This window comes from Streptomyces argenteolus (assembly GCF_042902585.1).
Classification (GTDB): Bacteria; Actinomycetota; Actinomycetes; order Streptomycetales; family Streptomycetaceae; genus Streptomyces; species Streptomyces argenteolus.
The window spans coordinates 1,012,958-1,025,405 of the sequence record NZ_JBIBEG010000002.1; the positions used below are offsets into that span (position 1 = coordinate 1,012,958).

The following is a 12,448-nucleotide window of genomic DNA, read 5'->3' on the forward strand; positions in this document are numbered from 1 at the left end:
GCACTGTGAGCGACAAGAAGAAGATCGTCGTCTTCGACTACGGCTTCGGCAACGTCCGTTCGGCCGAGCGGGCACTCGCCCATGTCGGCGGGGACGTGGAGATCACCCGCGACTTCGACACCGCGATGAACGCCGACGGGCTGCTCGTGCCCGGCGTCGGCGCCTTCTCCGCCTGCATGACGGGTCTCAAGAAGGCACGCGGCGAGTGGATCATCGGCCGTCGGCTGGCCGGCGGACGCCCCGTCATGGGCATCTGCGTCGGTATGCAGATCCTGTTCGAGCGCGGCATCGAGCACGGCGTGGAGACCGAGGGCCTCGACGAGTGGCCCGGCACCGTCGGCCCGCTGAAGGCCGACATCGTCCCGCACATGGGCTGGAACACCGTCGAAGCCCCCGAGGACAGCCAGCTCTTCGCGGGTCTCGGCGCCGACGCCCGCTACTACTTCGTGCACTCCTACGCGGCGCACGACTGGTCCCTCGAAGTGACCAACGACAAGATCCGTGCGCCCAAGGTCACCTGGGCGACGCACGGAGAGCGGTTCGTGGCCGCCGTGGAGAACGGCGCGCTGTGGGCCACCCAGTTCCACCCCGAGAAGTCCGGCGATGCCGGCGCCCAGCTGCTGACCAACTGGATCGAGACGCTGTAATGCCGAAGCTTGAACTGCTCCCCGCCGTAGACGTCCGCGACGGCCAGGCCGTCCGCCTCGTCCACGGCGAATCCGGCTCCGAGACCTCCTACGGCTCGCCGCTGGAGGCGGCCCTCGCCTGGCAGAGCGCCGGCGCCGAGTGGCTGCACCTCGTCGACCTGGACGCCGCCTTCGGCACCGGCGACAACCGCGCCCTCATCGCCGAGGTGGCCGGCGCCATGGACATCAAGGTCGAGCTCTCCGGGGGCATCCGCGACGACGCCTCGCTCGCCGCCGCCCTGGCCACCGGCTGCCGCCGGGTCAACCTCGGCACCGCCGCCCTGGAGAGCCCCGAGTGGGTCGCCAAGGTCATCGCCGAGCACGGAGACAAGATCGCCGTCGGCCTCGACGTCCGGGGCACCACCCTGCGCGGCCGGGGCTGGACCCGCGACGGAGGCGACCTGTACGAGACGCTCGCCCGCCTCGACTCCGAGGGCTGCGCCCGCTACGTCGTCACCGACATCGCCAAGGACGGCACGCTGGAGGGTCCCAACCTCGCCCTCCTGCGTGACGTCTGCGCCGCCACCGACCGGCCCGTCGTCGCCTCCGGCGGTGTCTCCTCGCTCGCCGACCTGCGCGCGATCTCCCTGCTCGTCCCCGAAGGCGTCGAGGGAGCCATCGTCGGCAAGGCGCTCTACGCCAAGGCCTTCACCCTCGAAGAGGCCCTCAAGGCGGTCGCCGCATGACGGACTCCGTACGCCGCGTCTCCTCGGGCGGCCCCTGGGAGGAGAAGTTCGGCTACTCCCGCGCGGTGCAGCTGCCGAACGGACTCGTCCTCGTCGCGGGCTGCACGTCCGTGGTCAACGGCCAGATCTCCGCGGGCGGTCCGTACGACCAGGCCGTCGCCTCCTTCCAGGTCGCCTTCGACGCGCTGAAGCAGGTCGGACTCGGCCGCGAGGACGTCGTCCGTACCCGGATGTACATCACCCACGCCCGGGACGTCGACGAGGTGGGCCGCGCCCACAAGGAACTCTTCGACGACGTGCGCCCCGCCGCGTCCATGATCATCGTCTCCGGCTTCGTCGACCCCTCGCTGGTCGTCGAGGTCGAGGTCGAGGCCTACCGGGCAGGTGCGCGATGACGCTGGCCGTACGGGTCATCCCCTGCCTGGACGTGGACAACGGCCGTGTCGTCAAGGGCGTCAACTTCCAGAACCTGCGCGACGCGGGCGACCCGGTCGAGATGGCGAAGCTGTACGACGCCGAGGGCGCCGACGAGCTGACCTTCCTCGACATCACCGCCTCCAGCGGTGACCGCGAGACGACGTACGACGTGGTGCGCCGCACCGCCGAGCAGGTCTTCATCCCGCTCACCGTCGGCGGCGGGGTCCGCACCCCCGACGACGTCGACAAGCTGCTGCGCGCCGGTGCCGACAAGGTCGGGGTCAACACCGCTGCCATCGCCCGCCCGGAGCTGATCCGCGAGATCGCCGAACGCTTCGGGCGCCAGGTGCTCGTGCTCTCCGTCGACGCGCGGCGCACCCCCGAGGGCACCTTCGAGGTGACCACGCACGGGGGCCGCAGGGGCACCGGCATCGACGCGGTCGAGTGGGCGCACCGGGCGGCCGAGCTCGGCGCGGGGGAGATCCTCCTCAACTCGATGGACGCCGACGGCACGAAGGACGGCTACGACACCGAGATGATCAAGGCGGTACGGGCGCACGTCACCGTCCCCGTCATCGCCTCCGGCGGCGCGGGCCGGCTCTCCGACTTCCCGCCCGCCATCGAGGCGGGCGCCGACGCCGTCCTCGCCGCGTCCGTCTTCCACTTCGGTGACCTGCGGATCTCCGAGGTCAAGGGCGCACTGCGGGAGGCCGGTCAGCCCGTTCGCTGACCTCGGCCGGACGTCGTTCAGGCTTCGGCCACGGTGAGGACCGGGTGCGGACACCGGCGATCTCGCCGATGTCCGCACCCGGGGCGCGCCGCCAGAGTGGCGCCGTCAGCACATGACGGCGCCACCCACGCGGTGCTCCCCCGAGGCCCAGGACGACGAGGCCTTCGGCTGCCGCGGTGGGGTGCGCCACAACCGAGAGGATCCCCCCTCGTGCAGCAGCACCTCCCCTCCGGCGACGTCTCCCCGCGCCGCCACCGGACGTCCACGAGCCGCTCCCGCACCGTCAGGTTCGGTCTGGCCGCAGCGGCGGCGACCGCGGGCCTGGTCACCGCGCTCATACCGGGCGCGCACGCCGCCGACAATCCGTACGAGCGTGGTCCGGCGCCGAGCAACTCGAGCATCGAGGCGCTCCGCGGTCCGTACGCCACGTCCGAGACGTCCGTGTCCTCGCTGAGCGTCAGAGGGTTCGGCGGTGGCACGATCTACTACCCGACGTCCACGTCGGACGGGACGTTCGGCGCGGTGGTCATCTCGCCCGGTTTCACCGCCTATCAGTCGAGCATCGCGTGGCTGGGTCCGCGTCTGGCCTCGCAGGGTTTCGTGGTGTTCACCATCGACACCAACACCACGGCGGACCAGCCGGCGAGCCGTGGTGACCAGCTGCTGGCTGCGCTGGACTACCTGACGGGCAGCAGTTCGGTGCGCGGCAGGATCGACTCGTCCCGGCTGGGCGTGATGGGCCACTCCATGGGTGGTGGCGGAACCCTCGAAGCCGCGAAGGACCGGCCGTCGCTCCAGGCGGCGATCCCGCTGACGGGGTGGAACACGGACAAGACCTGGCCCGAGGTGAAGACCCCTACCCTGGTGATCGGTGCGGACGGGGACACGATCGCCCCGGTCGCCACGCACTCGCAGCCGTTCTACAACTCGCTGCCGAGTTCGCTGGACAAGGCGTACCTGGAGCTGCGGGGTGCCACGCACTTCACTCCGAACTCGTCGAACACGACGATCGCGAAGTACAGCATCTCGTGGCTGAAGCGGTTCATCGACAACGACACCCGCTACGAGCAGTTCCTCTGCCCGCTGCCCTCGACCAGCCTGACCATCGCCGAGTACAAGGGCAACTGCCCGCACACCTCCTGACGGACAGCGCCACCCCGGGGCCGGACCGCGTCGCGCGGTCCGGCCCTCCGTGCTGCCGTCCGCCGCCTGGACGCCGGGTGGCCAGGGAACGAAGACCGGCGATCTCGCCGATGTCCGCGCGGGGGTCCCGCCGCGACAGTGGCGGCAGGCCAACGAACGACGGCGCCCACCTGCGTGCACCCCCGAACGCCCCCGGACGACGGGGCCTTCGGCGGCCATGTCGAGGTGACGCCCTCACCCGAGAGGAATCCCCGTGCAGCAGCACCTCCCCTCCGGAGACATCTCCCCGCGCCGCCACCGGACGTCCACGAGCCGCTCCCGCACCGTCAGGTTCGGTCTGGCCGCAGCGGCGGCGACCGCGGGTCTGCTCACCGCGCTCGTCCCCGGCGGTGCCCAGGCCGCCGACAACCCCTATGAGCGTGGTCCGGCGCCGAGCAACTCGAGCATCGAGGCGCTCCGCGGTCCGTACGCCACCTCGCAGACATCCGTTTCCTCGCTCAGTGTCAGAGGGTTCGGCGGTGGCACGATCTACTACCCGACGTCCACGTCGGACGGGACGTTCGGCGCGGTGGTCATCTCGCCCGGTTTCACCGCCTACGAGTCGAGCATCGCGTGGCTGGGTCCGCGTCTGGCCTCGCAGGGTTTCGTGGTGTTCACCATCGACACCAACACCACGCTGGACCAGCCGGCGAGCCGTGGTGACCAGCTGCTGGCTGCGCTGGACTACCTGACGGGCAGCAGTTCGGTGCGCGGCAGGATCGACTCGTCCCGGCTGGGCGTGATGGGCCACTCCATGGGTGGCGGCGGCACGCTGGAGGCGGCGAAGGACCGGCCGTCGCTCCAGGCGGCGATCCCGCTGACGGGGTGGAACACGGACAAGACCTGGCCCGAGGTGAAGACCCCGACCCTGGTCATCGGTGCGGACGGGGACACGATCGCCCCGGTCGCCACGCACTCGCAGCCGTTCTACAACTCGCTGCCGAGTTCGCTGGACAAGGCGTACCTGGAGCTGCGGGGTGCCACGCACTTCACTCCGAACTCGTCGAACACGACGATCGCGAAGTACAGCATCTCGTGGCTGAAGCGGTTCATCGACAACGACACCCGCTACGAGCAGTTCCTCTGCCCGCTGCCCTCGACCAGCCTGACCATCGCCGAGTACAAGGGCAACTGCCCGCACACCTCCTGACCACGGGGGACGAGGGCCGGGCCGCGCGTACCGCGGTCCGGCCCTTCGTGCGTGGCGCTCACCCCCGCGAGAGGAACTCCGCGATGGCACCGGCGAACCCGGGATCGCGTACCGCCGTCAGATGGTCCCCCGGCAGCGTCGTCAGCTCCGCCCCCGCGATCGCGGAGGCCAGCACCTGGGGCCGGGTGGCCAGCGGATCGCTCTCGCCGGTGAGCACCAGCGTGGGAACCGTTATCCGGTCCAGCGGCAGCGCGTCCCGGTGCACCGAGCGGATCTGCGCGGCCAGCGCAAGCCGGTCGCACCCCGCTGTGTCCGCCAGCACGCGGAAGGCCCGGGTCCGCTCGGGCGCGTCCGCCGCGTCCTCGGCCGTCAGCGCGGCGGACACCAGCTCCGGAGGCATCACCCGGGTGTCCAGGCCACCCACCTCCACCGCGCCCGCACCGATACCGCCGACCACCAGGCGGCTGACGCGCTCGTCCACGGCCGTCGCCAGCACCGCCACCACGGCGCCCATGGAGTAGCCCACGAGATGCACCCGCTCCGCGCCCGTGCGGTCGATGAGCAGGCGCACGTCACGGGCCATCAGCGACTCGCCGTAGCGCGTGTCGTCGTGGGGCCGGTCCGACTCACCGTGGCCCCGCGCGTCCAGGGCGTACACCCGCCGGCCGCGCGCCACCAGGGCCTCGACCACCCCCGGCCCCTCCCAGTTCAGCCGCGCGTGAGCGGCGAAGCCGTGCAGCAGCACCACCGGGGGCAGGGAGGTGTCCGGGTCCCGCGACCAGGACCAGTAACGCAGGGTCAAACCGTCGTGTGTACGCAATTCATCGGTCATGCACCGACGTTAGGGGCGGCCGTGGCGGGACGCGCCGGGACTGTGCCCCGGCACAGCGTGGCTGCCGTTCTGTTGGGAGCCCGCACCGCTCCGGGCCGCCCGGGAACGGGGAGCGGACGCGAGCCTTCCGACGCTGTTTACGCGGAAGTAACGTGAAAGCGTGACCCCATCGACGACCGTGCACAGTCCGCTCCGGCTGTACGGCCGCAGCGGTGAACTCGCCATCCTGGAAACCCTGTTGGGACGGCTGCGGGCAGGGGACGGCGGAGCGCTGGTGCTGACCTCGCCCCCCGGCCTCGGCCGCACCGCCCTGCTGCGGCAGACGGCCGCCGACTACCGCGTCCGGCACGGCGGCCCCGTCGTGTACGCCGCGGCGGCCCCCACCGAACAGCGCCTGCCCTACAGCGGGCTGCACGCCCTGCTCTGCTCGGCCCCCGGCCCGCTGCCGCTCGCCCCCGACTCCGTCCTGCGCTCCGGGATCACCCCCGGAGGGCTGCTCTGCCTGCTGCGCGAGCTGGGCGCCGAACAGCCGCTGCTGGTCTGTGTGGACGACGCGCACGCCTGGGACCCGGACTCCCGCGCCGCCCTGGGCTTCGCCGCGCGCAGGCTCGGCGAGGGCAGCCGGGTCGCGGTGGTGATCGGCGCCGCCGACGAGAGGGCCTTCGCCGGACTGCCCGCGCTCCGTCTCGGCCCGCTCGACGACGACGCCGGGGCCGCGCTCCTGGACCGCCTCACCGACGGCACGGCGGACGTCGACCCCGTCGTACGCAGCGAACTCCTGCGCGAGGCCGCGGGGAACCCACGGCTGCTGGCCGGGCTCGTCGGCCGGCTCACCCCGGGCCAGCTCGCCGGGCGCACGGCCCTGCCCTACCCGCTGCCCGGCGCCGAGAGCGTCCTCGACGCCCATGCCGAACACCTGGACGAGCTCTCTCCCGACACCCGCACCCTGCTCCTGCTGGCCGCGGCGGCGGAGGAGCACGAGCCGGACGGGGCGGGCGCGGACGCCGCCCTGCTCCTGCGGGCCGGCCCCCGCGCCGGGCTCGCCGCCGCCCACCTCGACCGGGTGCTCTTCGCGCCCGCCGGGACCGCCGGGGCGCTCCAGCGGGCGGGCAGCCGCGTCCACTTCAGCCACCCGCTGCTGCGCCGTGCGGTCCTGCACCGGGAACCGCCGGGCCGCCGCAGGGCCGTGCACGAGCTGCTCGCCGGGCTGCTCGCGGGCCCCGGCTCACCCCCGCTGCCCGCCCTGGTCCAGCGGGCCTGCGCCGCACCCGGCCCCGACGCCGCCCTCGCCGCGCAGCTGGAGGCGGCGGCCACCGCCCCGCGCCCGCACGGCGAACGGTCCGCGGCGCTGGCCCGGGCCGCCGCGCTCTCCACCGACGACACCCTGCGCGCCGCACGCTTCACGGCCGCCGCCGAGCAGGCGCGACTCGCCGGGGACACCGGCCGGGCCCGCGCCATGCTGGCCCGCGTCGGCCCTCACCTCGCCGGGGGCGCCGCACCCTACGTACGAGGCATGCTCGCCCTGAGTGACGGGCCGGTGGCCGACGCCCGGGAGGCGCTGCTGACCGCGGCGGAGCTCCTCGCCCCGCACGACGCCCGGCGCACCCTCGACGCGCTGTTCGGCGCCGCGGAGGCCGCCTGGGACATGGGGGACGCCATCGCGTACCTGGACGCCATGAACCGCGTCCCCGTCGCCGCGGCCGACCGCTCCATGGCGCAGTACCGCGCGGGTATGTGTGCCGTGCTCGCCGGTCACCCCGACCGTGGCCACGCCCTGCTGCGCTGCTGCCTGGACTCCGCGGACCGCGCCGAGGACGCGGGTGAGCTGCTGCGGGCGGGCGCGTCCGCCCTGGTGCTCGGTGAGGTCGACGCCGCCTGCCGGGCGGGCGCACGCGCGCTCGCCGCCGTACGGACCAGAGGCCCCGAGTCCCTGCTGCCGCACGCCCTGGAACAGCTCGCCTACGCCGAACTGCGCGCGGGCCAGCACGCCAGGGCCAGGGCCCACGCGCTGGAAGGGCTGCACGCGGCCAGGCGCACCGGACAGCGGAACTCCGCCACCCATCTGCACGCCGTGCTCGCGCTCGCCGCCTCCGTGGAGGGACCCGCCGAGGCGTGCGCCGCCCACGCCGACGCGGCCCTCGCGGGCGCGGGACCGCACGGGCTGGCCCAGGCGGCCATGCTCGCCACCTGGGCGGTCGCCCGTGCGGACCTCGCCGCCGGGCGGCCGGGCGAAGCGGCGGCCCGGCTCGGTCCGCTGGTCCGCCCCGGCCCGGGGACAGGGCATTTCGCCACCCGGATGCTGGCGGTCCCGTGCTGGGTCGAGGCGATGGTGGCCTCCGGCCGTGCGGAGGAGGGGGCGGCTGAACTCTCCGCGGCCGTGGACGAGTTCGCCCTGTGGACCGCCCGGACGACCGATCCGCAGGTCCCCGCCCAGCTGGCCCGCTGCCGCGCGCTGCTGGCGCCGCCCGACGAGGCGGCGGCGGGCTACGAGGAGGCGCTCGCCCATCACGACCGTGCGGGCGGCGACTTCGAGCGCGCCCGCACCCAGCTCCTCCACGGCCAGCTGCTGCGCCGGCTGCGGCGCACCCGTGAGGCCAGGGGCCCGCTGCGCGACGCGCTGGTCGCCTTCGAGCGCTGCTCCGCCCGCGTCTGGGCGGAACGGGCGGGCGGGGAGCTGCGGGCGGCGGGGGAGGCGGTGGACGCCGCTCCCGACCGGAGCGGCCCCGGCCCGCTGGCCGGGCTGACCCCGCAGCAGCAGCGGATCGCCCGCTGCGTCGCGGAGGGGGCCACCAACCGCGAGGTCGCGGTGCGCCTCTCGGTGAGCCCGCGCACCGTCGACCACCACCTGCGCAACGTCTTCGCCGCGCTCGGCGTCCGGTCCCGGACCGAGCTCGCACGGCTCCTGGACCGCCCGGGCGGGACGAGGTTGCAGGACCGTGATGAGAAGAACCGCGCAGACCTCTAGGTACCGACCGGGCGGTATGCCATTCTGCGGACGTCAGGATCGATCGGTGTGCGCCCGCCCAGCACCGGGCCGGGCACACACCGGGGCCGGCCCACCGCAGCCGGCCGATTCCCGGTGGAGGCCGCCATGCCACAGGTCGTACGTTCACGGATCAGGGCGCTGCACGGACCGCCCCCCGTAACCCCGTTGCCGCACCGCGCACGCTCCCTCGCCGACCGCGACGCCGTGGCCGTGCTCCACCGGGCGGCCCGCGTGCTGCTGGACGCGCTGCCGGAGCTCACGGACCGGCTCGTCGAGGCGCTGCGGGAGCAGGAACCCGCCTACCGCGCCGCGATGGAGACCGAGGCCGCCGAGATCTGGCAGGAGGTCCACCACTCCCTGCGGCACAACGTCGCCTCCCTCATCCAGCCCCGGGAGTTCCGCGAGGCCGCCCACCGCACCTCCCGGTGGATCGGCGAGACCAGGGCCGAGCAGGGCGTACCGCTCGACGCGGTCATGCACGCCTTCCGCATGGGCGGCGCGATGGTCTGGCAGGACCTGGTCGACGACACCGCGCGACGCTCCCCGGAGGACACCCGGCTGCTCGTCCATGTCGCCGCGGACGTCTGGAACTTCGTCGACGAGCACTGCGCCGTGGTGGCCGAGGCCTACCGCCAGGCCGAGCGCCGGCTCTCCTGGCGCCGCGAGAACCGCCAGCGCCTGATGACGGCGGCCCTGCTGGACGGCACCGCCCGGATCGCGGACCTGCCGGACGCCGCCGCGATGCTGGGACTCCCGGTGCACGGGCGGTACGCCGTCCTCGCGGTGGCCGCGGCGCGGCGCGCCCCGCACGGCGCCGGCGAGCCGCCCGTCACCCTGCCCGAGGACACACCCGCGCTCTGGCACTCGGCGGGCGAGCTGGAGCTGGCGATCATCCCGCTGGGACCGGCACCCGCCGACGTCGAGCCGCCCGCGGAGGGAGAGGCCGAGCCCGCGCCCACCGCCGAACCGGCCGCCGGACTCGACCTCCTGGCAGCCGAGCTGACGGCTCCTGCCGGCACGCGCACGGGGATCAGCTCGGTCGTCGAGGGGCTCGCGTCCGTCGGCGACGCGCGGCGGCTCGCCGAGACGGCGCTGCGGGCCTGCCCCGCGTCGGGAGGCACGATCCTGCTCGACGAGCACCTGCCCGCCGCGCTCGTCGTGTCCTCGCCGGGGCTCGGCACCGCACTCGCCGCCCGTGTCCTCGGTCCGCTGGACCGGCTGGACCCGGCCGACCGGGACGTACTCATCGAGACGCTGACCGCCTGGCTCGACTCGGACGGCTCCGCGCAGCGGGCGGGGGCCCGGCTCTACTGCCACCGCAACACCGTGCTCAACCGGCTGCGGCGCTTCGAGCAGCTGACGGGGCGCTGCCTGACCAGGCCCTCGGACGCGGTCGAGATCTCCATGGCCCTGGCGGCGCGGCGGCTCCTGGTGGGCTGAGTTGCGCCGGGGCCTGTGCCGGGCCGGCCCCGCTGCCCGCCGGCACCTGCCGCTGCCGCCACCGGGCCCCTGCCGCTGCCGGTGCCGCTGGGAGCGGGCGCCGCGCCGCGCGGGGGCGGCCGGGGGACGAGGGGGCGAAGGGGCCGTGCGGTCACGCCCGCGGGGGAGCGGGCGCCGCCCGGCCCGGCGCCCGGGGCGGGGCGTACAGAGCGGTGGAGCGGTTCCCACGGCTGTGCGGCCGGCCCGCACCGTCCCTCAGGCGGCGGTCGCCGCTCGGGCCCCCGCCTGCCGGGCCGCTGACGCCCGGCCGCACCGTCCCGTCGGCGGCTGCCGACTCGGGCTCCTCCGCCCTGCCGGGCCGCTGCCGACCCGGCCCGGTCCGCCCTGCCGAGCGCCACGCGACCCGCCCTCGCACCCTGCCGAGCCGCCGCCGGAGCGGACCGCGCCGTTCCGCCGGACACCGAACGCGGAACGCCGAACAGCCTTGTGCCGGTGCACAGTTCGGGGCGTGGCAGGCTGTACCGGCGCCGCGCCCGGACCTCACCCCCTGTGCCGCACACGCCTCACCTGGTGCCATGGCGCGCATGTCATCTGCTGCCCCTTGTGGAGCCGTACCGGCGGAGCGAACCCGGTGAGCGGCGCGGTCGACGCCCGGTCCCTGGCCGTCGTCATCTTCCTCGCGTTCGTCGCCGTATCCCTGCTGCTGTGCGGACTCGCCGCCGCGGACCAGGACGACCCCGAGCACTTCTACGCGGGCGGTGCCACCCTCGGCCCCGTCGGCGCGGGACTCGCCATCGCCGGGGACTACGTCTCCGCCGCCACCCTGCTCTCCACCACCGGCTCCGTCGCACTCGCAGGATTCGACGGCCTGCTGTTCGCGCTGGCCACGGTCGCCTCACTCGTCCTGGTCATGCGGGTCTTCGCCGAACGCCTGCGCCGCAAGGGCGTGTTCACGATGGGCGACTTCCTCGCCGACCGGCTCGGCGACAACTCCGTACGCCGGGCGCTCGGGGTGGCCACCCTCATGGTGCTGGCCCCGCTGCTGCTCGTGCAGCTCACGACCGCAGGGCGCGTCATGACCGCCATGTTCGGGCTCCCGGAGGGCGCCCTCACCGGCTGCACCGTGGCCAGTGGCGCGCTGATGGTCTGTTACTCGGCCTTCGGCGGGATGCGTGGCACCGGCTACATCCAGATCCTCAAGGTGGCCGTCGTCCTGGGCGCCGTCACCCTCCTCGCCGGGCTCGTTCTCGCGCGCTACGACTGGTCTCCCTTCGCCCTGTTCGACGCCGCCCAGGCGGGCAGCAAGGCGGGCGGGGACTACGCCCGCCCCGGGCTCCAGTTCGGGCACGGGCTCGCCGGCGGACTCGACCTGATCGGCTTCCAGCTCACCCTGGTGCTGGGCGCCGCCTGCATGCCGCACATCATGATGCGGCTGCATCCCCTCCGCGACGCCTGGACCGCCCGCCGGGCCGGTGTGTGGGCCACGGCCCCCGTCGCCCTGCTGTGCGCGGGCATCGTCGTCGTCGGGCTCGGCGCCTCCGCGCTCATCGGCAGGGACCTGCTGCACGCCGCCGACCCCGCGGGCGGTACCGCCCTGCTGATGGTCACCGGCGCCCTGGACCCCGGCGCCTCCGGACCGCGCGACAGCCCGCTGTTCGCCCTCGTCGCCTGCGCCGCCTTCGCCACCACCCTGGCCGCCGTCGCCGGGATCACCCTGGCCGCCGCCTCGTCCCTGGCCCGCGACTTCACGGTGAAGTCGGGCGCCCAGGGGGAGGGCAAGGCGTCAGCGAGGGAGATCCGGCACGCCCGCTGGGCCGTCGTCGGGATCGGCGCGTTCGCCGTGTTCCTGTCGGCGTACACCCACGACCGCAACCCCCAGGTGCTGCTCTCCCTGTCGTTCGCCGCCGCCGCGTCCATCCTGCCGCCGGTGCTGCTGTACGCCCTGTTCCGCCCGGGCTTCGACGCGCGGGGGGTGCGGTGGACCGTCTACGGGACGCTGCCGCTCATCGGCGTCCTGATGGTGATGTCCCCGGCCTTCTCCGGTACACCCGTGGCCCTCTTCCCGGAGTGGGACTTCGCCGTCTTCCCGCTCCAGACACCGGGCCTGGTCACCATCCCCGCCGGTTTCCTCCTCGGGCTGCTCGGGTCAGGGCGCGGCCCGGACACCGCACCGGACGCGCGCAACCGTCACCGGGCCCGCTGGTCTCCCGCCCGCGCACGCGGCGGAGTCTGAGCGGGCCGCACGCCCGGGCCGCGCCGCACGTCCGGACTTCCGCCCCTCCGCACGGCGGGGCCTGAGCGAGCCGCGCGGGGCGGGGCCGTGAGCGGCGCCCGCCCCG

10 protein-coding genes are annotated in these 12,448 nt (G+C 74.5%); 9 read left to right on the plus strand and 1 reads right to left on the minus strand.

The features are described 5' to 3' along the window. Nucleotides 1-5 precede the first annotated feature (5 nt). The 6 genes from hisH (at nucleotide 6) to bdeA (ACFY8O_RS11155) (ending at nucleotide 4,851) form a co-directional block, all read left to right on the plus strand. On the plus strand, nucleotides 6-647 hold the full coding sequence (gene hisH / locus ACFY8O_RS11130; RefSeq protein WP_387900686.1) for an imidazole glycerol phosphate synthase subunit HisH: 642 nt from the start codon (nucleotides 6-8) through the stop codon (nucleotides 645-647). Beyond that, nucleotides 647-1,372 carry a bifunctional 1-(5-phosphoribosyl)-5-((5-phosphoribosylamino)methylideneamino)imidazole-4-carboxamide isomerase/phosphoribosylanthranilate isomerase PriA gene (priA, locus tag ACFY8O_RS11135; protein ID WP_145802205.1) on the plus strand — a complete coding sequence of 242 codons (726 nt, stop codon included), beginning with the start codon at nucleotides 647-649 and terminating at the stop codon, nucleotides 1,370-1,372. The genes hisH and priA overlap by 1 nt, the downstream gene beginning before the upstream one ends. Further along, nucleotides 1,369-1,767: a RidA family protein gene (locus tag ACFY8O_RS11140; RefSeq protein ID WP_145802207.1), complete on the plus strand. Its 399-nt coding sequence runs from the start codon at nucleotides 1,369-1,371 to the stop codon at nucleotides 1,765-1,767. The genes priA and ACFY8O_RS11140 overlap by 4 nt, the downstream gene beginning before the upstream one ends. Further along, nucleotides 1,764-2,519, plus strand: coding sequence for an imidazole glycerol phosphate synthase subunit HisF (hisF, locus tag ACFY8O_RS11145; RefSeq protein ID WP_145802209.1), 756 nt, complete (start codon nucleotides 1,764-1,766; stop codon nucleotides 2,517-2,519). Before ACFY8O_RS11140 ends, hisF begins: the two co-directional genes overlap by 4 nt. Nucleotides 2,520-2,729: 210 nt before the next feature. After that, nucleotides 2,730-3,662 (plus strand): bis(hydroxyethyl) terephthalate hydrolase, encoded by a 933-nt coding sequence (gene bdeA, locus ACFY8O_RS11150; protein WP_387900688.1) that lies wholly within the window; start codon nucleotides 2,730-2,732, stop codon nucleotides 3,660-3,662. Nucleotides 3,663-3,915: 253 nt separating this feature from the next. Next, nucleotides 3,916-4,851: a bis(hydroxyethyl) terephthalate hydrolase gene (gene bdeA, locus ACFY8O_RS11155; protein ID WP_387900690.1), complete on the plus strand. Its 936-nt coding sequence runs from the start codon at nucleotides 3,916-3,918 to the stop codon at nucleotides 4,849-4,851. Nucleotides 4,852-4,909: 58 nt separating this feature from the next. On the opposite strand, the gene ACFY8O_RS11160 is transcribed toward bdeA (ACFY8O_RS11155), so the two are convergent. Next, nucleotides 4,910-5,683 carry an alpha/beta fold hydrolase gene (locus ACFY8O_RS11160; protein ID WP_387900692.1) on the minus strand — a complete coding sequence of 258 codons (774 nt, stop codon included), beginning with the start codon at nucleotides 5,681-5,683 and terminating at the stop codon, nucleotides 4,910-4,912. Nucleotides 5,684-5,843: 160 nt separating this feature from the next. Between ACFY8O_RS11160 and ACFY8O_RS11165 the strand changes: the two genes are divergently transcribed. The 3 genes from ACFY8O_RS11165 (at nucleotide 5,844) to ACFY8O_RS11175 (ending at nucleotide 12,342) form a co-directional block, all read left to right on the plus strand. Further along, nucleotides 5,844-8,648 (plus strand): helix-turn-helix transcriptional regulator, encoded by a 2,805-nt coding sequence (locus tag ACFY8O_RS11165; protein ID WP_387900693.1) that lies wholly within the window; start codon nucleotides 5,844-5,846, stop codon nucleotides 8,646-8,648. Between the two features lie 126 nt (nucleotides 8,649-8,774). Further along, nucleotides 8,775-10,109 carry a PucR family transcriptional regulator gene (locus ACFY8O_RS11170; protein ID WP_387900695.1) on the plus strand — a complete coding sequence of 445 codons (1,335 nt, stop codon included), beginning with the start codon at nucleotides 8,775-8,777 and terminating at the stop codon, nucleotides 10,107-10,109. Nucleotides 10,110-10,740: 631 nt separating this feature from the next. Further along, nucleotides 10,741-12,342: a sodium/solute symporter gene (locus ACFY8O_RS11175; protein ID WP_387900697.1), complete on the plus strand. Its 1,602-nt coding sequence runs from the start codon at nucleotides 10,741-10,743 to the stop codon at nucleotides 12,340-12,342. The last annotated feature ends 106 nt before the right edge of the window (nucleotides 12,343-12,448 follow it).